This window comes from Streptococcus ruminantium (assembly GCF_003609975.1).
GTDB lineage: Bacteria > Bacillota > Bacilli > Lactobacillales > Streptococcaceae > Streptococcus > Streptococcus ruminantium.
On sequence record NZ_AP018400.1, the window covers coordinates 1,026,396 to 1,049,584 of the forward strand.

Annotated in this window: 23 protein-coding genes; 1 reads left to right on the plus strand and 22 read right to left on the minus strand. The window is 39.2% G+C overall.

All coding sequences use genetic code 11. The features are described from left to right. Nucleotides 1-99: 99 nt before the first annotated feature. The 16 genes from SR187_RS04980 to SR187_RS05060 form a co-directional block, all read right to left on the minus strand. Entirely contained in the window at nucleotides 100-1,023 is a 924-nt protein-coding gene (locus tag SR187_RS04980) for a transketolase family protein (protein WP_120171706.1), read from the minus strand. Further along, complete coding sequence (locus SR187_RS04985; RefSeq protein WP_120171707.1) at nucleotides 1,020-1,868, minus strand: transketolase; 849 nt, start codon at nucleotides 1,866-1,868, stop codon at nucleotides 1,020-1,022. The genes SR187_RS04980 and SR187_RS04985 overlap by 4 nt, the downstream gene beginning before the upstream one ends. A gap of 1 nt (nucleotide 1,869) precedes the next feature. After that, a complete protein-coding gene (locus SR187_RS04990; RefSeq protein WP_024532730.1) occupies nucleotides 1,870-3,213 on the minus strand; it encodes a PTS ascorbate transporter subunit IIC in 1,344 nt (447 codons plus the stop codon). A 26-nt stretch (nucleotides 3,214-3,239) separates the two neighbouring features. Continuing rightward, nucleotides 3,240-3,524 carry a PTS sugar transporter subunit IIB gene (locus SR187_RS04995; protein WP_024532729.1) on the minus strand — a complete coding sequence of 95 codons (285 nt, stop codon included), beginning with the start codon at nucleotides 3,522-3,524 and terminating at the stop codon, nucleotides 3,240-3,242. Beyond that, nucleotides 3,525-5,543, minus strand: a complete 2,019-nt coding sequence (locus SR187_RS05000) for a BglG family transcription antiterminator (RefSeq protein WP_120171708.1) — start codon at nucleotides 5,541-5,543, stop codon at nucleotides 3,525-3,527. It abuts the gene before it with no gap. A gap of 478 nt (nucleotides 5,544-6,021) precedes the next feature. Then, nucleotides 6,022-6,777 carry a DUF6287 domain-containing protein gene (locus SR187_RS05005; protein ID WP_120171709.1) on the minus strand — a complete coding sequence of 252 codons (756 nt, stop codon included), beginning with the start codon at nucleotides 6,775-6,777 and terminating at the stop codon, nucleotides 6,022-6,024. A gap of 15 nt (nucleotides 6,778-6,792) precedes the next feature. After that, entirely contained in the window at nucleotides 6,793-7,551 is a 759-nt protein-coding gene (locus tag SR187_RS05010; protein ID WP_120171710.1) for an SDR family NAD(P)-dependent oxidoreductase, read from the minus strand. A 231-nt stretch (nucleotides 7,552-7,782) separates the two neighbouring features. Beyond that, entirely contained in the window at nucleotides 7,783-8,382 is a 600-nt protein-coding gene (locus tag SR187_RS05015) for a lysozyme family protein (protein WP_120171711.1), read from the minus strand. Next, nucleotides 8,383-9,357, minus strand: a complete 975-nt coding sequence (locus tag SR187_RS05020; RefSeq protein WP_024532724.1) for a nucleoid-associated protein — start codon at nucleotides 9,355-9,357, stop codon at nucleotides 8,383-8,385. Further along, a complete protein-coding gene (gene glyA, locus SR187_RS05025; RefSeq protein WP_120171712.1) occupies nucleotides 9,357-10,616 on the minus strand; it encodes a serine hydroxymethyltransferase in 1,260 nt (419 codons plus the stop codon). Before glyA ends, SR187_RS05020 begins: the two co-directional genes overlap by 1 nt. A 63-nt stretch (nucleotides 10,617-10,679) precedes the next feature. After that, a complete protein-coding gene (locus tag SR187_RS05030; RefSeq protein WP_120171713.1) occupies nucleotides 10,680-11,111 on the minus strand; it encodes a GNAT family N-acetyltransferase in 432 nt (143 codons plus the stop codon). A 4-nt stretch (nucleotides 11,112-11,115) separates the two neighbouring features. Next, a complete protein-coding gene (locus SR187_RS05035) occupies nucleotides 11,116-11,718 on the minus strand; it encodes an L-threonylcarbamoyladenylate synthase (RefSeq protein WP_162496988.1) in 603 nt (200 codons plus the stop codon). After that, nucleotides 11,687-12,538 (minus strand): peptide chain release factor N(5)-glutamine methyltransferase, encoded by an 852-nt coding sequence (gene prmC, locus SR187_RS05040; protein ID WP_120171714.1) that lies wholly within the window; start codon nucleotides 12,536-12,538, stop codon nucleotides 11,687-11,689. The genes SR187_RS05035 and prmC overlap by 32 nt, the downstream gene beginning before the upstream one ends. Next, nucleotides 12,538-13,617: a peptide chain release factor 1 gene (gene prfA / locus SR187_RS05045; RefSeq protein ID WP_120171715.1), complete on the minus strand. Its 1,080-nt coding sequence runs from the start codon at nucleotides 13,615-13,617 to the stop codon at nucleotides 12,538-12,540. Before prfA ends, prmC begins: the two co-directional genes overlap by 1 nt. Nucleotides 13,618-14,183: 566 nt before the next feature. Beyond that, complete coding sequence (locus SR187_RS05050) at nucleotides 14,184-14,753, minus strand: thymidine kinase (RefSeq protein ID WP_024532718.1); 570 nt, start codon at nucleotides 14,751-14,753, stop codon at nucleotides 14,184-14,186. A gap of 385 nt (nucleotides 14,754-15,138) precedes the next feature. Then, nucleotides 15,139-16,455 (minus strand): excalibur calcium-binding domain-containing protein, encoded by a 1,317-nt coding sequence (locus SR187_RS05060; RefSeq protein WP_120171716.1) that lies wholly within the window; start codon nucleotides 16,453-16,455, stop codon nucleotides 15,139-15,141. Nucleotides 16,456-16,587: 132 nt separating this feature from the next. Here SR187_RS05060 and SR187_RS05065 point away from each other — a divergent pair, with 132 nt between their 5' ends. Continuing rightward, on the plus strand, nucleotides 16,588-16,770 hold the full coding sequence (locus tag SR187_RS05065; RefSeq protein ID WP_120171717.1) for a 4-oxalocrotonate tautomerase: 183 nt from the start codon (nucleotides 16,588-16,590) through the stop codon (nucleotides 16,768-16,770). A 73-nt stretch (nucleotides 16,771-16,843) separates the two neighbouring features. On the opposite strand, the gene lepA is transcribed toward SR187_RS05065, so the two are convergent. The 6 genes from lepA to SR187_RS05100 all read right to left on the minus strand — a co-directional run bounded on the left by lepA (nucleotide 16,844) and on the right by SR187_RS05100 (nucleotide 22,966). Continuing rightward, nucleotides 16,844-18,676 (minus strand): translation elongation factor 4, encoded by a 1,833-nt coding sequence (gene lepA, locus SR187_RS05070; RefSeq protein WP_024532033.1) that lies wholly within the window; start codon nucleotides 18,674-18,676, stop codon nucleotides 16,844-16,846. A gap of 210 nt (nucleotides 18,677-18,886) precedes the next feature. Then, on the minus strand, nucleotides 18,887-19,474 hold the full coding sequence (yihA, locus tag SR187_RS05075; RefSeq protein WP_024532032.1) for a ribosome biogenesis GTP-binding protein YihA/YsxC: 588 nt from the start codon (nucleotides 19,472-19,474) through the stop codon (nucleotides 18,887-18,889). A gap of 59 nt (nucleotides 19,475-19,533) precedes the next feature. Further along, a complete protein-coding gene (gene clpX / locus SR187_RS05080; protein WP_024532031.1) occupies nucleotides 19,534-20,760 on the minus strand; it encodes an ATP-dependent Clp protease ATP-binding subunit ClpX in 1,227 nt (408 codons plus the stop codon). A gap of 199 nt (nucleotides 20,761-20,959) precedes the next feature. Further along, complete coding sequence (locus SR187_RS05090) at nucleotides 20,960-21,472, minus strand: dihydrofolate reductase (RefSeq protein WP_120171718.1); 513 nt, start codon at nucleotides 21,470-21,472, stop codon at nucleotides 20,960-20,962. Between the two features lie 411 nt (nucleotides 21,473-21,883). Continuing rightward, the gene (locus tag SR187_RS05095; protein ID WP_024532029.1) at nucleotides 21,884-22,723 is read right to left on the minus strand and encodes a thymidylate synthase; all 840 of its coding nucleotides are present in this window, start codon (nucleotides 22,721-22,723) and stop codon (nucleotides 21,884-21,886) included. Nucleotides 22,724-22,774: 51 nt separating this feature from the next. Then, on the minus strand, nucleotides 22,775-22,966 hold the full coding sequence (locus tag SR187_RS05100) for a hypothetical protein (protein WP_145981831.1): 192 nt from the start codon (nucleotides 22,964-22,966) through the stop codon (nucleotides 22,775-22,777). Between the last annotated feature and the right edge of the window lie 223 nt (nucleotides 22,967-23,189).

Here is a 23,189-nt window from a genome sequence, read left to right on the forward strand (position 1 = left end):
CTATATTTTCCTAGTAATTATTGCTAAAAAACGAAAATAGAACTTAACTCTGTCTAGTAACAGAAATAAGTTCTATCTCATTTTATGATTAGACAATCGCTATTGAATAATTTTTATCACCTGTTTATAAATAGCATTTGCAGTTAGTCCATATTCTTCCATCAGGTAGTTTTGTTGTCCGACCTGTCCGAATCGTTCGTCAACGCCAACACGGTAAACCAAAGTATCTTTAACTGTTGCCAGTAGCTCACAAATTGCACTGCCTAAACCGCCGATACGATTGTGATTTTCTGCTGTGATGACAGGTTTTCCCACAAGAAGATTTGTTACTTCTTCGTGGATTGGTTTAATACGAAAAAGATCTATCACTTGTACAGATATTCCTTCTTCTGCTAAACGGTTAGCAGCGAGTATAGCCTGTTCTACCATAATACCGCTAACGACTATAGTTGCATCTGTGCCGTTGCGTAAGATGGTATAGCCCTTACTGAAGTCCTCATCTCCTATATAAAGAGGAAATGGCCTTTTACGGATAGTTCGGATGTATTTGAGACCACCTATCTCTAAGGTTTCCTCCAAGATAGCTCGGAATTGGATGTCATCACTTACTTCATAAACTCGAGCATTTGGAATCAGGCGCATCAGTCCTAAATCTTCAAATGGCATATGGGTGCCACCATTCATTTCAGCAGATACTCCAGCATCTGAACCAATAATAGTCGCATCAAGCTTAGCGTAACCAAGTGATAAGAATACTTGATCATAAACACGACGACTGGCAAACGGTCCAAAGGTATGTAGATAAGGCTTATAACCTAAAACAGATAATCCCGCAGCCACACCGACCATTTCCTGCTCCATAATGCCTACATTGATATAGCGACCACCATAAGTAGATTGTAATGTATTGGTGGACATAGAACTAGACAAGTCTGCTTCTAAGACAATGATCTGTTCGCTCTCTTTGCATTTCTCAGCTAAGAAATCACTATAGATTAGACGCATTTCTCTACTTTCTCTCATGTCCTACCCTCCAATTCCTTCTCCAAATCCTGCGCAACTTTCTCTAAATCTATTAGTAAATTGCCAGCAAGACGTAGGTGGTGGTTGTTTTCCATATTTTCAAGGAGAGGGACCCCTTGTCCTTTGATAGTATCAAGTACGATACACTTTGGTTTGTTGGAACGACTTGTTTTTACGGTTGTGATAGCATTTAAAATCGCTACAATATCACTGCCATCCACTCGTACTGCTTCCCAGCCAAAAGAAATAAATTTCTCCACAAAATCAAAAGTTTGACAGATATCTACTGTACGACCATCTAGCTGTTTCTTATTGTCATCAACAAATAGAATGAGATGAGATAATTCATGGTGAGCTGCAAATTGAGCAGCCTCCCAACATTGTCCCTCATTCAACTCACCATCTCCTACCAATGTATAAGTATAGTAAGGGAAGTTGGCAATTTTTTGACCGTAAGCAACTCCTGTGGCCACACTCATTCCTTGGCCCAAAGAGCCAGTTGTCATGTCAATCCCGGGAGTGAGATTGCGATCAGGATGTGAAGGTAGACTAGTCCTGTTACGATTGAGCGACCACAAAAAATCATGATCAAAGAACCCTTTCAGATAAAGTGCGCTGTAGAGTGCTGGACCTGCATGCCCTTTAGAAAGGATAAAATGGTCTCGCTCTCGAGATGAAAAGTTTTGAACAGTGATATCCATTATTTCACCATACAGAACTGCTAAAACTTCCACGATAGATAAACTGCCGCCATAATGACCAAATCCAAGCTGGTTGAGGGTTGCTATTGTATGATAACGAATTTCATCCGTAAATTGTCGTAGCCTCGCTAGCTCTGCTGCCATATTAAACCTCTTTCTTATTTTTGGAAATAATAGTCAGTACTAGCATTAGTGCAAGAACAGCGAAAATACCAATAGATATTGTTGCCATACCACCATTTTTGGCTAAAACACCAAGGAAAATACCTGATAGCCCAAAATCTGCATCAGAGAATGTGGAACCTGCAAAGCCGAGATTTCCCAAAACTGGAAGTAAGAAGACTGGTAAAAAACTCAATAAAATACCTTGAGCAAAAGCTCCAACAATAGAACCACGAATACCACCAGAAGCGTTCCCTATAACACCTGCTGTTGCGCCGCAGAAAAAGTGTGGCACCACTCCTGGTAAAATCACTACGCTGCCTGTTACAATCATAACTGCCATACTGACCAAGCCACCGACAAAACTAGAAATAAAACCTATCAATACTGCATTAGGAGCGTATGGATACACAATTGGACAGTCAAGAGCTGGTTTGGAGTTCGGTACCAATTTTTCAGAAATACCTTTAAAAGCAGGTACAATTTCTGCCAATATTAACCGTACACCAGAAAGAATAACGAATACACCGCCGGCGAATGTACCACCCAATTGTAGTGCATAAACAAGACTGTTTGTACCATTACTCAATGTTGTTTCAATCCAGTCACCGCCAGCGAAAAGAGCAACGATAATGTAAATAATTGACATTGAGATAGCGATACTGACAGTTGAATCACGTAAGAAGGCCAAACCTTTAGGGAATTTGATGTCTTCAGTTGATTTTGACTTATCGCCAACCAAGCTACCAATGAAACCACTGAGCCAGTATCCTAAGGAACTAAAATGCCCAAGAGCAACTTTATCATTGCCTGTCAATTGAATCATATATTTGTGAACAAAAGCAGGTGACAAGGTCATGATAATTCCTAGAGCTAAACCGCCCATAATAATGAGTCCTGCTGATGTAAAACCTGCTACCGTCATGATGACAGCAATCATACAGGCCATGTAGAGGGTATGATGACCTGTCAAAAATATGTATTTAAAACGTGTAAAGCGTGCAATTAAGATATTAAAAAACATACCAAGAAGCATAATGAGAGAAGTTGCTGTCCCGTATTCAGTCAATGCAAGTGCCACGATAGCTTCGTTGTTTGGAACGACACCTTGTAAATGAAAAGCGTGTTCAAACATGGTTCCAAATGGATTGAGGGAAGTTTGTAAAAGTGTTGCTCCACCACCAACTACAAGGAAACCAACAAAGGTCTTCAAGCCACCTTTAATTAGTTCGGATGCGGGCTTCTTTTGAAGTCCCAATCCTAAAACTGCAATCAAGGCAACTAGAATTGCTGGTGTCTTTGCAATATCAATTAAAAACTTTAACATACTCTTCTCCTTTACAATTTTTTCACTTAAATCAAATCTTTTTCCTGACAGATGGTGGTTACAAGCTCTCTCAGTTCATCCATATCAATAATGCTATTGAGCGAACGAACATCCCCAAGATGACTAGCAGAATCTGCCAAGTCACGACCAACAATCCATACATCGGCATCTTGTGCTGTTGCTCCACCAATATCATAATGCTCGACTTCAACATCTGCTATGCCTAAATCACGCAAGATTGATTCAATATTCATTTGAACCATAAAACTTGATCCCAATCCTGAGCCACAGGCTGCTCCAATTTTTAACATTTACCGTTCCTCCTTTAATAAATCTGCAATCTCAATGAACTCTTTTGAGTCAGTAAGTTGTTGAATAGTTGTTGTTTCTCTTAATATAGCTGTCAAATGTGACAAAGCTCGCAGATGGGTGTGATTATCTACTGCCGCAATGCAAATCAGCAAGCTAATCTCATGAGTAGGATCGTCTAATAGGTGGATGGGATATTTTAGGCTCAGCATAGACATGCCGACTTCCTTAACACCATCTTCTGGACGTGCATGAGGGATTGCTACTCCTTTTCCTAAATCAATAAATGGTCCTAAATTTTTTACCTTATCAATCATGGCATCAATATATCGTTCTTCGACTTTTCCCTGCTCAACCAGAGGTTGTGCAGCTAACGAAATAGCTTCCATCCAAGACAACTTTTGTTCTGTGTAACGGTAGGTGTCTACCGTAATCAATTCAGCTAACATCGGACTCCTCTCCCTTCCATTAGGTATTCTTTCATTTAAAAATTGTACAAGTTCATACTTTAGAGCTGGCTCGCGATGAACAGTGGCGTACCTACTGATAATGCTAAGCAATCGCTCAATCTCGATAGGAACATAGCCAGCGTTAACAAATTGTTCACTGACTAAATGAAAGAGCTCCCGCTTTTGTGCCAAAGTCATTAGAGTAGGAACTAAGAAAAAAGGACGTTGTGTCTCCAACTTAATTGTTGAAAAAATCATATCATAGTTGTCTTCAATGGCTCCTTCAAGATAGGCTAAAGAATGTAGGTCTGAGAAGCAAATATTAGGAAAAAGTTGTTTAAGATGCTCTTTCACAATCAAGGATGAACTTACTCCATTAGGACAGACCACCAAGGCTCGATAATGAAACGACCGGTCTGTAGCGGCTTCTATATATCCTCCAAAATGGATAACGAAGTAAGATACTTCACTGTCTGGAACATCAAATCCTAAATGATTTTCTAAAGGTCGTAAAGCCTTCTTAACAATTTCGAATAAATCCTTGTGTTCTTTTTTTACCACATTGGTATAAGCATTTACATTGACTAAACGTGATGTCAAACGTGCATAGGCCGGTATTAAATGTCTCTCCAGTCCTTGGATTAACTCCTTGCGATGCTTAAATTCAATCAAAGACAAACGTTCCATTTCATCAACAATTTCCAATGTTAATCGATGGAAGAAATCATTTTCACCACTAATTTGTCCCTCTAAACATCCCTGTAATAGATGGGTTAGATAAGCAACCCAAGATTCTGACAACTCCTGATGCGTCTCTAATCCCCTCCACAGTTCACGCACAATATCCTGAGGGAAGGGTGAAACTATGTCTGTAATATCCTTGTCTACTCGTTTTTTGCGGATAGAAAGATATTGAAGGAAATAGAGAAACTCATCCAGGCGGTCTTCCAAGGCTGACAACTGGTAAAAATGACAAAGGTGCTGACTAATCTGTTTGAGATTTGTAATGTGATTTTTTTCCTGCCAAGCCCTGAGAAGATAGTCCATAGCCCATATCCCAACGGAAGATCGTAAGCAACTACTAATTGCATAAAGTGCTAGACGATGTTTATTTTCTTCCTGTCCGATTAAATGGTAGCCGTCCGATCGAGTATAGGCAAGAAAAATATCAAAGCGACTGCAAACATTTCGCACAGCTTTAATATCAGCTAGAACAGTGTTGCGACTAACCCCCAACAAATCTTGAAAATGATTATTGGAAACAAATTCTTTTCGGATGAAGGTATAAAGGTAAAGAAGCATTTGTCGCTCCTCTTGCGACAAATAAATCTCGTGGCTCCGCAACCATTCAAAAATCTCTCGCTGGTACGATAAAAGTGTTTCGGGAACTTGATATAGTCCCCCTTTAAAATAGATGGGTTCATATCCTTCTCGCTCTAAAAGTTCGTTTACTTCTCGTAAGCCAACCAATACATTTTCCTTATCAACTCCTGTCTGAACACTTAATTCATAAAGACTCATTTCTTTATTAGCAAATAACTCTATGATAACAGCAATGGTACGATTATCCATTTCTCTCACCTCTTATTTTCATTTTATTCTTTTTTGAGCCCCTTTTCCAGTCTCTTTGAGTCCAATTTACACTCGTTTAGAAAACGCTCTCATTGTACTCAATAGAAATCGAGTAGAAAAATTATTCTCTTTCGTCTGTAAATAGCTGACTAATTGCCGAAATCCATCTCTATTCTCATTGTCTTGATATGTTGAATGATAAGGCCATAGAGGGAGACTTTATATCAAAACGACAGAAGATATAGTGAACACAGTTTGTATCAACGAGTCATAAACACCATCTAATATTTTTTTGAGTTCAAGCATTAGCTTAAAATAGATGGCAAGATGAGTTCAAATATTAAAGTGTCTCCTCATCTGCTAGAGAGAGCCATAAAGACTAAACTAAAAAGAAACAGCCCATGAGACCGTCTCCTTATCTTAAATGTATAATTCCGAAACCCTTTATTTACATATGTCTGTACGCTTCAGGACAATTTTAAGGTTGATAGATAATCTGGTAACCAGCATTAACAATCACTCCGTTTTGATAAACTGTGTAACGGGTGTTATCGTTTCCTTCCAAAACATTGTAAGGTATAGACTCCGTTCGTGTATAATTCCCTTCGGTTACCCTCCAATTGTTCTTGCCTAAAATCCTATTTGCGTAATCAACTGTTTTGGGACCACTCTCTAATTGAACACCTGTTTCAGTATTTTTTAGTGGATCTATACCGCTATTAGCTGAATTCGATAGACGATAAAAGGCATCTGCATCAGCGCCTAACAATCCATTTTTGGCCACAATTCTATCACGGGAAGCATCTGTTGGGGCTGCCACTCCACTTGCAAGGAAAGAAGAACTCAATGTGGTACCTTTGGGAATCATAAGAAGGTCAACTTCTCCAACGCTTGAATCAACATAGCCAGTTTCAAAAATCCCATCCGTTATTTTTCCACGACCTAAAAGATTACGATTCTCATCAACTAAACCTTTGCTATTAAATACCAAGGTTTCCCCTTTACTATTCTGCCAAGTACCGAGAATGCTGTCATAATTCCCCTGCATTAGTGCATCAATATCCATAGAAAGTAGTGATAACTCTCTGGGTACAGTGGATGAAATACTTGAACTAGTTGACTGATGTTCAGTGTTTGATGAACTTCTTGTTGTCTTTTCTTTTCCCATGTGACAAGCAGGAAAAACGATAAGAGTAAAGAGTCCCAGTAATGCCAGAGGATATTTTTTCTTCATCTTGTCCTCGCCTCCTTATTCCCTATGAATCGTAAAACCAGTAGCCTGCTTCGTCGCCATGATAGTCATATCTGAAATCTGTACATGCTTGGGTTGATTGGCAACAAATAGAGTGCAGTTAGCAATATCTTCCGCTTGTAGCGCTTCGATTCCCTTATAAACAGTAGCTGCCCTTGCTTTATCACCATGGAAACGAACCTGACTGAAATCTGTTTCTACAATACCGGGTTGTATGGTAGTGACCTTAATTTGCTTATCAATTGTATCAATGCGAATGCCATCTGATAGGACTTTTACAGCTGACTTTGTTGCAGCATAAACTGCCGCTCCTGCGTAGGCATAGATTCCTGCTGTTGATCCGATATTGATGATTTGTCCATCGTTATACATAACCATTTGGGGCAATAACTGATGCGTAACAGCAAGCAAGCCCTTTATATTAGTGTCGATCATAACCATCATATCCGTCAAATCATAATCTTGGAACTTATCCAATCCCAGAGCTAGACCAGCGTTGTTAACCAAAATATGAATCTGACCTACTTTCTGTAAAATACTCTGACAATGTAGGATAACCTGCTCTATATCTGTCACATCAAAAGAATAAATATAGACCTGAACACCGTACTTATTTTCAATATCTCGTTTAATCGCTTCCAATTTGTCAAGTCTGCGCCCCGTGATGATAACATTATCACCATCTTTAGCAAAAGCATAAGCAATCGCTTTACCAATCCCACTGCTTGCACCTGTAATCAACACATTTCGTTTCATCACTTTGTCTCCTATTCTCCTATTATACTACATTTTTGATGAGATTGTTTCAAATACACATTCCGAGAGGGGAAATGAGACTGTTCGTACCATCACTCCTGATGATAAATTGATCCGATACAGACACCTGCTACCTGTTGTCAAAGGAAAGCTGAGCGACACTTCAGGCATTTATCAGATAAGAGCATGTCTCCAACAGAAAAAACTCATTTCTCATGAGTTTTAGACAATTTAAAATAGATTTATGAATCGCATTAAATGCATATTAAAGCGAACTTGCCGTGCATAGTAGATGTTTCCGCCATTTACATATAGTTTTCCACCATTCAGCAAGGCGATTGGGTGGTAGTAGGTATAGGTTTCCTGTGTAGTATTGCCTAGACTTGGTGCCACCACGTTTTTTGAATATTCTTCTGCTAAGGCAAGAGTATGCTCGCCACCATGTTTAGCAATATAATCAATATAGGCAGGACCGAAATTATAGGCTTGTACAGCGGTCCAGACTCCTACACCTTTTTCCTCTGCTAATCGTAGTTTTTCGGTAAGATAGACTATTCCTTGACGGATACTTTCTTTACTATCTGTAATGGTATTGGCAGAACCGCTTGCCGATTCGCTGGACTGCATGACATCAACTTCTCGTCCTTTGGTTTCTGTATAAATCATTGCTAAAATGAGCTCTTCATTGGCTGATGTGTCATTTTCCGCTAATATTTCTCGAACCATAGGTTGATAAGTCATAACTTGCTTGACTGTACGATACGTTTGAAAACATTTATAGCCAAGAAAGATTAGTAAAAGAAGCATTAGTATTTTTATCAATTTTTTCATTTACTTACTCTTTATATCTTCAATATTTTTGATAAGGATGGAATAAGTTCCATTATCATTTTGAATAAATTCGACCGCTTCCGCATCTTCATAGATAGCATTTGGTACAATCAGTTCAATGCCATTTGATAAAGACAACTTTTGATTTTCAAACTTTTTGAGCTGGCGGGTCTTATCAATCTCATCAAAAGACACCTTGTCTGGGATGACTTCTTTCAGCTGATCAACAAAATTCAGACGCGCAGTTAAGTTGGTATCGAACAACTGATCTGCTAATTTCTCTGGTGATAATTCGTTACCTTCTTCCAAATTGTTAAAAATAGCTGATTTTACCTTGGATTGAAATTGGAAATCATCTTGATGAAAACTATCTGCAATTTTCTGAGCAGTTTGTTCGACAGCTTTAATTGATTTTTTAGCGGAAATAGCTGGTGTGACCTGCAGAAGATTATCTGAAAAGTAATTGAGAAAGGCACCGTTGTGTTTGATTCGTTTCTCAATCAGATGGTACCTGTATGTCTGAAGATTGACAATTAAGGCCTCATCTGGTGCGGTTCCTGCTCCTGGCAAGTTATTCTGTGTAATTTTTATAGGACTCCCGCTCTCTGCTCCTACATGAGCCAGACTTTCACGTAAAGAAATTCTTAAGAATGCAAAATGTTCGATACCATTTTTCTCAAAAGTGATGAATATGAGGTCATTGGTTTTGAGGTTTTCAGAGATCGAAAATTCTTCCTTCCAGAGATTTGCAATCTTGACAGAATTGGTTAGTAAATCTCCTTTCAAATAATCCAGAAAAGGATGGTTTGCTTCAAATTGTCCTGTCTTAGCTTCATCAGAAAAGACACGCTCAATTTTCTTACGCAAATATTCTTCTATTTTAGGAGTAACAGTCAAAAGCTGGTCGGCAAGGACCAGCTCAGTATCATCAGAACTAAATTGATGTATTAGGGCTTTTTTTACAAATATATCCATTATAAACCTTCGTATAGAGGGAATTGTTCCGTCAAAGCACGAACTTCCTGACGAATTTCCTCAAGAACTACTTCATTATCAGCATTTTCAAGTGCTTTGATAGTTAAGTGGGCAACCTTACGAGCCTCTTCAATACCAAAACCACGAGCAGTGATGGCTGCTGAGCCAATCCGAATGCCGCTGGTTTTGAACGGTGATAATTTCTCGTAAGGGATTGAGTTTTTATTTAGAGTAATATTTACTTCATCCAAAAGATGTTGGGCAACTTTACCATTTTCAACAACTTTGGTAACATCAACAAGGAAAAGATGGTTATCCGTTCCACCTGTGATGACTTTAAAATTCGGATTAGCAAGAAAAACTTCTGCCATAGCCTTACTATTATCTATGACTTTTTGAGCATAATATTTAAAGGAAGGATCCAATACCTCTTTAAATGCAACTGCTTTGGCAGCGATGACGTGCTCTAGCGGGCCACCTTGAATACCAGGGAAGATGGCTGAATTGATTTTTTTTATGATTTCTTCATCATTTGTCAAGATCAAACCACCGCGAGGACCACGTAGAGTTTTATGAGTTGTTGTAGTAACGATATGTGCATGCGGAATTGGACTTGGATGAAGCCCTGCTGCCACAAGACCAGCAATATGGGCCATGTCAACCATCAATTTTGCTCCTACACTATCAGCAATCTTACGGAATTTAGCAAAATCAATAATACGGGAATAAGCTGAAGCACCAGCAACAATCAATTTTGGCTGAACTTCTTTCGCTTGCTCCAAAATAGCATCATAATCCAAGAGGCCCGTTTCTTCATCAACATTATAAGCCACAAAGTTATAGGTTTGCCCTGAGAAACTAACAGAAGCACCGTGAGTTAAATGTCCACCTGCAGCCAAATCCATTCCCATAACAGTATCTCCAGGCTCAATCAAAGCCATATAAGCTGCACAGTTGGCTTGACTTCCTGAGTGGGGTTGAACGTTAGCAAACTTAGCACCAAAGATTTCCTTTGCACGCTCAATCGCTAAACTTTCAACAACATCTACGCACTCGGTACCGCCATAGTAGCGACGGCCCGGATAGCCTTCAGCATACTTGTTGGTCAAGATAGATCCTTGGGCAGCCATGACAGCTTTAGAAACAACGTTTTCAGAAGCAATCAGTTCGATGTTATTTTGTTGACGAGCTTCTTCTGCCTTAATTGCATCCCATACTTCTTTATCAAAGTCTTTGTAATCAACTGTATCAAAAATCATGTGCGGTACTCCTTTATAAATGATGGTATTCTATAAAAATAGATGCGCTGTTCAATGGTTATTTTATAGAGTTTTAATAAAACGCTTCTGCAGCTTATCTGATATATAGCCATGCTGTTCGTAGAAATGATGGGCTTGTTTGCGATGGTCGGCTGAATTCAGGCGAATAAAAGTATATCCATTTTCTTTAGCTAACTTCTCGGTAGCTTCTAACAAAGCTGAACCAATTCCTTGTCCTTGAAAATTGGGTAAAACAGCTAAACCAAGGATATTCAATCCAGTTTCAGAATAGAGACTTTCGTAAACTTGAGCATGGATGTAACCCAGCACTCCTTGGTCTGCCTCATTTTCATAAACGAGGAAGAAGTGTCCCCCAGCATTGGAACAACGTTGAAATTGCCTTTCTGTTTTTTCCAAGGAAACGTCATATCCTAAGGAAACAGCATTAATGGCCCTTATAGCTGATAAATCTGTTTGTTTTAGTGATCGAATCATAGGCTTAGTCCTCGAATTTTATTTCAGGAATAGCTGTCTCAATTGCCTCACGACTAATAGCGCCTTGACGAAGAATACGAGCTTTCTGTCCGGATAAGTCTAAAATAGTTGAATCCATACCTGTCAGAGCTTGATCATCTTCTATTCCTGCTAACTGCTCTGGAAACTGAGTCATCAGAAAGGCGAACTTTGTGCCACTTTCTTCTCCAGAAATATTGGCAGATGGTCCAATTAAAGGGCCAGTTTCTGAAATCAAACGTAAGGTTTTTTCATGGCTAGGAATGCGAAAACCAACAGTATTTAGCCCTGAATTAACCCAAAAAGGAACGTTTTTATTTGCTTTCAATATAATCGTTAAGGGACCAGGCATAAATCTATTATACACTTTTTCTAAAAAATTGGGTGGATTTTGACTAAAATATTGCATCTCTTCTAAGCTGGAAACATTTAAGTTCATTGCCTTGTCCCTAGGACGCCGTTTTAGACGATAAACATGATTAACTGCTTCTTCGTTCAAGGCTTGAGCGAAGAGACCATAGACTGTCTCGGTGGGGAGAACAACCGCGCCTCCACTTTCAATAATAGCTCGAATAGTATCTATTGTCATCTGCTACGACCTTCCTATCCTGACCAAACTGGTCTTTGAGAACTCGGACTCGTTTTTCAGGGAAATGCAACGCTAATAAATCAGCAACAGACTGCCCTTGCTTATAGCCAATTTCAAAGTATATTTTTCCATTATCCTTCAAAAATTGTCTTGCCTGCTCTACAATTTTTCTATAAATAACTAGGCCATCTTCCTCCGCAAATAAAGCTAAATGAGGCTCTGATGCGAGTACGTTAGTACCGACCTCATCTTTATCATTTGGTGAAATATAGGGAGGATTGGAAACAATAATATCAAAATTACCCGAAACTGCTTGGAAAAGGTCTGAGTGTAGAAACTGAACAGAAACTTGATTGCTTGCTGCATTTTCTACGGCTACTTCTAAGGCATCAGACGAAATATCGACTGCAACCACTTCCCAATCAGGTCTAGCTTTAGCAAGCGAAATTGCAATTGCACCGCTGCCTGTTCCTATATCCAAAACTCGTAAATTTGCTCTGCTATTTTCCAGCAAAATCAACTCAACCAACTCCTCAGTTTCTGGTCTGGGAATCAAAACTCGCTCATCTACAGCAAATCTGAGTCCGTGGAAATCAGATCTGCCGATGATGTACTGAGCTGGTCGGTGAAGGGCAAGCTGATGGTAAATCTGGTCAATGAGTTTGCGGTCAGTGGGAGTCACTTCCTGACGAAGCATGAAGAGAAAATCTGTAAAATCAAGATTTTTCAAGCTACGATAAGCGAAGGATAAACTTTCTGCTTCTTCACCGATGGCTACTAGCTGTTTTTCATAGTCAGCAAATAATTGCGCATAGTTCATTATTTGCTAAGTTCTTCTAGTTTTTTCGTCTGATCGTAAAGAACAAGGGCATCAACAACCTCGTCCATCTTGCCAGACAAGATGGTATCTAATTTTTGTAGAGTCAAGCCGATACGATGGTCTGTCACGCGGTTTTGTGGGAAGTTGTAGGTACGAATACGCTCAGAGCGATCTCCTGTTCCGATGGTTGACTTTCTTTCAGCATCTTGTTCATTCTGTGCGATTTGCGCAAAATGATCAGCTACACGTGCACGGATAATTTTCATAGCCTTGTCACGGTTTTTTTGTTGTGTCCGTTCTTCCTGCATTTCAACCTTGATGTTAGTTGGTAGGTGAACGATACGAACAGCTGTGGCAACCTTGTTGACGTTCTGTCCACCAGCACCAGAGGCATGGTAGATGTCAACACGAAGGTCTTTAGGATCAATATCATACTCTACTTCTTCTACTTCTGGCATGATAAGCACAGTTGCTGTCGAGGTATGAACACGCCCCTGACTCTCTGTCACGGGAACACGTTGCACACGGTGGGCACCTGATTCATATTTAAGTTTTGAGTAGACGGATTGACCAGATACCATGGCGACTACTTCTTTGATACCACCGACACCATTATATGAAGCCTCCATGACTTCAAAACGCCAACCTTGACTTTCTGCATATTTTTGATACATGGTCAGAAGATCTCCGGCAAAGAGGGCAGCCTCATCACCGCCGGCTGCTCCACGAATTTCCAAGATGATATTCTTGTCATCATTTGGGTCTTTGGGTAGAAGAAGAATTTTAAGTTTTTCCTCGTAGGTTTCTTTGTCAGCCTTGGCTTGTTTGAGTTCTTCCTTAGCCATCTCTTCCAAATCTGTGTCGCCAGAAGATTCTTTAATCATCTCCTCAGCATCCACTATATTTTGCAGAACAACCTTGTATTCACGATAAGCTGTGACTGTATCACGAGTTGCTGCTTCTTCTTTTGACAAATCCATAAAACGCTTGGTATCGCTGACCACATCCGGATCAGAAAGCAATTCTCCAAGTTCCTCATAGCGGTCTTCAACCGCCTGTAATTGATCATAAATATTCATAATAAAAGATACAAAGCCCGTAAGGAAGCGATGGAAAAATAGGGGACTGATGAAGTGCGTCTACACGCAAGGCAGTCTATCTTTTTTTCGTAGCTTTCAGGGCATGTTCGATTCCTTTCTAAGATATTAAAGGGCATAAGCGAACTGAGAAAATGAGAGGTTCTGACGAAGGATAAAACCTCCCTAGGAAAAATATCTTTTTGTACAGCTCGTAACCCGTATTCAGTTCACTCTAAGATATTAAGGGCACTAAGCGACTCAAAGGAAATTAGGAATTCGGACCTAGAAACTAAAGTTTCTGGGAAGAATTATCTATTTCCACAGAGTCGTAGCCCGTATTCAGTTCACTCTAAGATATTAAGGGCACTAAGCGACTCAAAGGAAATTAGGAATTCGGACCTAGAAACTAAAGTTTCTGGGAAGAATTATCTATTTCCACAGAGTCGTAGCCCGTATTCAGTTCCTTTCTGTAAAATAGTTGGAATGAATTCTTCCGCATAATTAACTTGTAAGACATGCTCAGTTTTTCTGTGAAGTATTCAAAATAATACATCTTGCCTGAATGCTCATATCTCGGGTGAGAAGTAGTGCTTGCGGCAAACAGGAATATAGGTTTCATTACCACCAATCTGAATTTGTTCTCCCTCGTAGGTTGGTTTCCCATCTTGAGTCCGCAAGACCATGGTTGCCTTTTTGGAGCAATACTGACAGATTGTTTTAATCTCATCCAACTTATCGGCCAATAAAAGCAGGTATTTGGAACCTTCAAATAATTCGTTTCGAAAGTCATTTTTAAGACCGAAGGCCATGACAGGCACATCCAATTCATCTACGACACGTGCGAGAGCATAAACATGATGACGTCGGAGAAATTGAGCTTCATCAATCAAGACGCAATAGGGACGTGTTTCCATTTTTTTGATAAAACCAAAAATATCCATTTCATCATCAATCGCTACTGCTTCTCTACGCATACCGATCCGACTGGAGACGACACCAAAGGCATCACGAGTATCCAAGGCTGATGTCATAATGACAACAGGCTTTCCTTGTTCTTCATAATTGTGTGCAACTTTCAAAATCTCGATGGTTTTACCAGAGTTCATTGTGCCGTATTTATAATATAATTGTGCCACTTTTTCTCATCCAATCTTAAATTTCACTCCTTCCATTCTATCACAAAATATGCTTTAAGGGAAACATAAAAACAAGCTCCAAAGAGCTCGCTAAAAATCAGGGCCATGTTAATAAATTCCCGATAATATCGAAAACAATTCGTGCAAATTTTGGTCTCCACTTATAAAGCATAACCAGGCCATAAATCATACTGTATAGGAAAAAAGTGATAAAAACCGGTCCTTCCCACGTACTCTGGGCAAAAACTGTTGCAGCCAAATATAAAGCCAGACAACCTAATAAAAACGACAAAATCATACGATTTCTGTGATTCATTGCTATCGACCTCCTATCTTAGATCAGAATACCATTTTTTGTAAACGCTGTCAAATAGGGGCTATGTGCTTATCGCTCGCAACCAATTCCATCACCGTCACGATCCAAATGCGGTCCATAGCCTGGTTGCCCTCTATAAACTGGAGCTGCTCCAGCTTGTCTAGCTGCCTTACAATTTGGATAATACACATTTTGTGAAGTATTTCCAGCAAATTGCTGGATTTGATTTTGCACTCTTACTTTAGTCTGCCTCTTAGCTTCGGCAACGATTCTTGCTTCTTCATCCTTAAGTGCCTTTTCAGCAATGGCTTTTTCTGCATTCCAATATTTAATAACTACTTGGCTATCTTTTTTAATAACTTTATCATTGATGTCACTGAAGACCTTACCATCAATTTCAACAGCAATGACTTGTCCATTCTTAGAAATTTCATTAGTATCTGTAGCTACTTCTGTTACTTGTGGGAAGCCACCGTCTATAAATAATTTTTTGGTATCTGCGATTTTGGTTGTTGAAATAGTGGTTGGTAATTCTGCGAAACTAGAAAAATCAGAATAAGCAATCACAATCGGAGTCTCTTTTTTTATAACAATTTCTTGCTTAGTGCGTAGCCTAAGTTCTACACCACCCAAGGTTATCTTTTGAATTTTCTCATGATTAGACTTATCTTTATCTGCAACAGCTTCCCATTTAATATCAGTAAAACCTGCTACTTTTATATGTTTTTCAAGTTCTGATTTACTTTCAGCATCAATTACATTTTCTGGCACCCTGATATTATCCTGACTAACATCAAAATAAGTCAACTTGACTGGCAAACTGGCAGAGTAAAAATATCCTGTTTGATACAGATGATTACCAATTTGAAGAGTGTCTACCCTATCTTTCTTATCTTCATTGCCTTTCTCTATCAGTAGAATAGGAATCATATCAATCTGCTTAAAGCCTAATTTACTTAGTTCTTTTTCAACATCTGCAATTTTACTAGAAGGCGAAAATTTCACCTCAACAGTATCTTCCTTAGGAGCATGATAGGAAATGACAATAGGAGCATTTTTTCTAACCCAGCCTTCCTTCCACTTCTCTCCGTCAACAGAGACAACTTCAACAGGATTATTTTCACCAATTTTTCCAAATTCTAAATCATTGATCTCCTTCCCCTGTATATTCTCGAAACCTGCTTCTTGAAAATGCTTTACAACTGTTGCATATTGTTGACCATAAAGTTTCTCTTTTTTAGGGAGTTCAGCAGTCGTTAATTGACCTGTAATAAAAATAATAGCTAATGTACCGCCCGCTATAATACCTGTTTTTCGATTAAAAAATTTACGCGATTTTTTCAAAAAAACGCTAGTAACTTTTTGAGTAATTTTTCCAGTAAACATAATTCTCCTCCTTAATTCCATACACTGTTATTATAACAAAATATAATAGGTAATTACAATGGTTTATAAGAATATCCTTGGAAAACAGTAGAAACTATGATACAATAAACAAAAAAATACTGGAGGACTGTCATGCCATTTGTACGAATCGATCTGTTTGAAGGACGCACCCAAGAGCAAAAAATAGCTCTTGCACGTGAGATAACAGAGGTTGTGTCTCGCAATACTAATGCACCTAAGGAAGCCATTCATGTCTTTATCAATGATATGCCAGAAGGGACTTACTATCCACAGGGGGAAATGAAGCATAAATAAAAATACTCTCGCAATTCACATTTGCGGGAGTATTTTTATCTTGTACTTTATTTCGTATTCAGCGATAACGTGATTACTTTTTCTCATCGTCATCCATGCTGAGAACGCTGAGAAAGGCTTCTTGTGGAACTTCTACAGATCCTATTGCTTTCATGCGTTTTTTACCAGCTTTCTGCTTTTCAAGGAGTTTTCGTTTCCGTGAAACATCGCCACCGTAACATTTTGCCAAAACGTTCTTACGAAGAGCCTTGATGTCACTACGGGCCACAATTTTATGACCGATAGCTGCCTGAATAGGTACCTCAAACTGTTGACGGGGGATAATTTTTTTGAGTTTATCTACAATGATTTTTCCACGCTCGTAGGCAAATTCCTTATGGACAATAAAGCTGAGAGCATCCACCTTATCTCCATTGAGGAGAATGTCCATCTTAACCAACTTGGAAGTGCGGTATTCAGAAATCTCATAGTCGAAGCTAGCGTAACCACGCGTTGAAGACTTGAGTTTGTCAAAGAAGTCAAAGACGATCTCAGCGAGTGGAATTTGATAGATAACATTGACTCGATTGTCGTCAATATAATCCATCGTTACAAAATCTCCTCGCTTGCGCTGGGCCAATTCCATGACCGCTCCAACGTACTCTTGGGGAACCATAATTTGTGCCTTAACATAAGGTTCCTCAATGGTTGCAATCTTGGTAGGATCTGGAAATTCTGAAGGATTGGCAACTTCAAGCATCTCACCATCTGTCATATTGACATGATAAACTACAGATGGGGCAGTCATAATCAAGTCAATATTAAACTCACGCTCGATCCGTTCTTGGATGACATCCATATGTAGGAGTCCCAAGAATCCACAGCGGAAACCAAAGCCTAAGGCTTGTGAAGTTTCTGGCTCGAACTGTAAACTAGCATCATTGAGTTGGAGCTTTTCTAAAGCTTCACGTAAATCGTTGTATTTGTTAGAGTCAATTGGGTAGATACCAGCAAAGACCATCGGATTCATCTGCTTATAGCCTGATAAAGGCTCTGCTGCTGGATATTCTGCCAAAGTTACTGTATCACCGACACGGGTATCAGCAACAGTCTTGATAGAAGCTGCAATATAGCCCACATCACCAGTTGCTAAAAACTCACGTCCGATAGCTTTTGGTGTAAAAATACCTACTTCTGTGACATCAAAGGTTTTACCATTACTCATCATTTGGATGGTATCACCTGGTTTAACCACACCATTGACAATCCGAACTTGCAAGATGACCCCACGATAAGGATCATAAACAGAGTCAAAAATCAAAGCCTGTAATGGAGCCTCTACATCACCAGTTGGTGCAGGAACTTTCTCTACAATTTGCTCTAAGATTTCTTCAATACCGATACCAGCCTTAGCAGAAGTCAATACTGCTTCTGAAGCATCCAAGCCAATCACATCTTCAATTTCCTGACGGACGCGTTCAGGATCCGCTGCTGGTAGGTCAATCTTATTGATAATAGGCAAGATTTCCAAATCATTATCCAAAGCTAAATAAACATTGGCAAGTGTCTGGGCTTCAATTCCCTGTGCCGCATCTACGACCAAAATAGCACCTTCACAAGCTGCTAGAGAGCGAGACACTTCGTAGGTGAAGTCAACATGTCCTGGTGTGTCAATTAAGTGAAAAATATAGGTCTCACCATCTTTAGCCTGATAATTGAGTTCAATGGCATTAAGCTTAATGGTAATACCGCGCTCACGCTCTAGATCCATGCTATCCAGTAATTGAGCCTGCATTTCACGACTAGAAACTGTCTCTGTCTTTTCCAAAATGCGGTCTGCTAAAGTTGATTTACCGTGATCAATATGAGCAATAATAGAGAAGTTCCGAATCTTCTCTTGACGTTTTTTTAAATCTTCTAAATTCATTATCCATCCTCTACAAGGGTACTGCTCTTTATTATATCAGATTTAGCAAGAACTTTCCATAGCAAAAGCACCCAGATAACCTAGGTGCCTGCTCTGTTATTCTCTCAACCAGCATCTCTAAGTTTCGGATTCAACATTTATGAGAGAATGAAACCCGTAATTTAGCTCTTGGGGGCTATTCGTCTTTTGATGATGACGAATAAATCTCTGCTAGATATTATCCAAGATAGCCTCCCATGCTTGGTCGTAACCATGGCGAGTCTCAGAAGAGAAGACGACAAACTGGTCATTCTTATCAAAATCTAATTTCTTTTTAATAATGGATTCATGTTTATTCCATTTGCCACGAGGGATTTTATCCGCCTTTGTTGCAACGATGATAACAGGAATTTCATAGTATTTTAAGAAATCATACATTTGTACATCGTCTGCAGATGGCTCATGTCGCATATCTACTAAACTGACGACGACCCGTAAATTATCGCGGCTAGTCAAGTATTCTTCAATCATTTTTCCCCACTTGGCACGCTCAGTTTTTGAGACTTTGGCATAACCGTAGCCAGGAACGTCAACAAAGCGGATTTTGTCATCAATATTGTAAAAGTTTAATTGCTGAGTCTTCCCTGGTTTTCCCGAAGTACGAGCAAGATTTTTTCTCCCTAGTAAGGTGTTGATAAAAGAAGATTTTCCGACATTCGAACGACCTGCTAGAGCAATCTCTGGAATATCATCAGCAGGATATTGGGATTTTGAAACTGCACTAAGCAAAATTTCGGCATTATGTGTATTGATTTCCATTTTTTACCTTTCATAAGCAAGGGAGGGAAATCTCCCCCCTCGCTCCTCCTAGTTTTTCCTTAAGCAGTTTCTAGTAGTGGCTTTTCCTTGCCATTTACTGCAGCTTTGGTTACTCGAACACGCTTAACCTCATCTTGACCCGGCACTTCAAACATGACATCCAGCATTGTTTCCTCAATAATGGAGCGAAGACCACGAGCACCTGTTTTACGCTCAATTGCTTTTTTAGCAATTTCCTCCAAGGCATCCTCGTCAAATTCTAATTCCACATCATCGTACGAAAGGAGCGTTTGGTATTGCTTCACAAGAGCATTTTTAGGTTCAGTCAGAATGCGAATCAAATCCTCTGTTGTCAGTTGATCCAGAGCTGCAAAAACTGGTAAACGACCAATCAATTCTGGAATGATACCAAATTTTTGAATATCATCAGCGATAATATGTTGCATGTAGGATTCTTTTTCATCAATGGCACGATTATTCTGACCAAATCCAATAATTTTTTCGCCGAGACGTTGTTTAACAATTTCCTCAATACCATCAAAAGCGCCACCTACGATGAAGAGGATGTTCTTGGTGTCTACATGAATCATCTCTTGGTTTGGATGTTTACGTCCTCCCTGTGGTGGTACGCTAGCAACTGTCCCCTCGATAATTTTTAGGAGAGCCTGCTGAACACCTTCACCAGATACATCCCGCGTAATGGACACGTTTTCACCTTTTTTGGCAATTTTATCAATTTCATCCACATAGATAATTCCTCTTTCTGCACGGTCAATATTGAAATCTGCCGCCTGCAAGAGTTTGAGAAGGATATTTTCTACATCCTCACCAACATAACCTGCTTCTGTCAAGGCTGTGGCATCTGCAATCGCAAATGGCACATTCAAACTTTTAGCGAGAGTCTGTGCTAAGAAGGTTTTACCAGATCCAGTTGGTCCAATCATGAGGATATTTGATTTTTGTAAATCAACATCATTATCATCACGACTGTCTTGAAAATTGATTCGCTTATAGTGGTTATAAACCGCCACTGCCAGCGCACGTTTCGCCCGGTCTTGTCCGATGACATAGTTGTTTAGGATATTTAATAATTCCTGTGGTTTTGGCGTATCAGCCAAGTCTGTTAGAACTTCTTCTGCCAATTCCTCACGAATGATTTCTTGTGCTAATTCGACACATTCATTACAGATAAATACATTGTTTCCGGCAATAATTTTTTTGACTTCTTCTTGATTTTTTCCACAAAATGAGCAGTAAATAAGCTCATGTGTATGCTTAACAGCCATATACTTCCTCTTTCATACCTCATTATCTAAATAAAAATCCATAAATAGCGTGAATGCTATTGACCAGATTGGTAAAAGCGTTCAATAAAAATAGAATCGCTAAACCAAAACGTTTCTTTCTAAAAGCCTGAACAGCACAAAGAACGCAGATTCCGCATAGAAACGCTGTAAATAGACCAAATAAACTTCTCTCCATGCCTTACTTTTCTCTTCTTTCGTAGGTTTTGATTGTGAAATCAAACAGATTGACTTGATCTTTTTGTCGTAGGTGACTACTTTTAAGCTTAAAGTTAGCGAGTGAGAAACTATCTGGGAAAAAGACATCACCATCAAATTGCCCATGAATATTTGTCACAATCAACTCCTCTATGTATGGTTCAAAAACAGTAAAAATCTGACTTCCACCGATGACAAATAGATTCTTATCTTGCTCTTCATACCAATCAAGTACTTCTTCAACACTATGTACCACAGTAACGCATTCATTTTCTACATGATAAGACGGGTCTGTAGTCAGTACGAGTGATATACGATTGGGAAGGGCACGTTTGCCCATACCATCAAATGTTACTCGTCCCATAACCATAGCATGACCACTTGTAGTCTCTTTAAAGTGGGCCAAATCAGCAGGCAGGAACCAAGGCAACTTATCTCCTTGTCCAATCAATCCATTTTCATCTTGAGCCCAAATCGCAACAATCTTTTTCGTCATTATCCTCTCACTTTCCGTTTTACCATTCTATCAAAAAATCATAAAAAATGCACTTGCCAAGTCGACTTCATGCACTGATGACCTCACAAAACAAGGAAGTGAACAACGAAGGTTAGAGATAAACAGTGCGCAGTTCACATCAATAGATTGGGGAGCAGCTATATGAAATTACCAGATAACCCAACAGTTGATATTATCTAGAAAATATAATATAAAAACAAAATCAATCGGAAATGATAGAAAAATCTTTCTAAATTATCCGATTGACCCGTTACATCAAATTTTAGTCACTTCAATAGTCAGTGAAGTGATTAGTGAGGATTGGAGGTAAAAATTAGCAATAATTCCTTTACCGCTTAAATTGTCCTGAGATTGTAGATAAAAAGAATAGCGTTCTTTACTACCATCTGATTAAATCGCTAAATCGAATTTTAGTTGCGGTTTAACCGGATGATAGTTCACTAATTCGAAATCTTCTGGCTTAATATCAAAGAAATTGGTACCATCAGGTACATTCAATATCAAATGTGGCTCTACTTCTGCCGATGTTCTACGAAGCAATTCTTCTGCTTGTTCAAATTGGTTATCGTAGATATGGAGATTGTTGATGAAGTAGAAAAACTTTCCAATTTTCCAGCCAAAATGTTTGGCAATCATCATCTGTAAAGCAACATACTGCATAGCATTGATATGATGAGCCACCAACATGTCATTTGAACGCTGTGTTAATGTTGCATCCAAGTAAATATCCCCATCTACTCGGCGAACATCAAACATAGTTTGAAAGGCACACGGCAAGAGACCTTCTGATTGTTCAAAAGCCTCATAATCCCAAAGTGAAATCACATTGCGGCGGTTCCAAGGATTTTCTTCTAACTGTTTGAGAATTTTGGAAATAATACTATGTTTTTTGACAATGGCTCCGTAGCGCTCACCAATGGTACCTGTTCCCTTGACCTCCCAGTCATTCCAATAGCTAACACCATACTTGTCCTGCAAGATGGATAAATCATTGGTCTGATCCTGATAGATCCAAAAAATCTCCTTGATGGCTGATTTTATAGGGATAGGACGCAAGGTGGTAATAGGAAATTCCCCCTTAGAAAGATCGTACTCAGCGAAACTTCCAGTTACGTACCTAGAGTTGGCAACATTTCCATCTTTATAACGAGGACGAGCATTTTCTGAAAAAACGCCCTCTTCCATAATCTTACGAATATTGTCTTTGAAAATCTTATCTGCTTTTGTCATGATTTTAGTATAGCATGTTCCAACCAAAAACTCCAGTTTGCACTGGAGTTTTCAATTATAAAGTAGCAGGTAGAAGTCCAGCTTAAACAAACCAGATGAAGCAATAGCTAGGTCCAAAAATGGAATGATAATGAAATGCAAATTTGCAACGCCAAACCATTGGTCAGTTGGTAAAAAAAGCAAAACTAAGAAAAGAACTGCAATGCTATACAAAACCATATTCAGCCTTTTTAATACAGTCATATTCATAAGTTGCCCCTTCTAGGGACCAAAGATAAGATACCCTAGACCGAAGATTAAGGGGAAAGAAATAATCAGAAATATACTGATTAAGCCTGTCCAAAGTTTCTTATAGTAGATAGACAATATAAGAATCAGAGTGCCAAGCAGGGGAAGAATCAACATAGTCGCTACAGACCCCCAGCTTGATGGAAAGAACCAATCACGGATCCAATAATCCACGAAA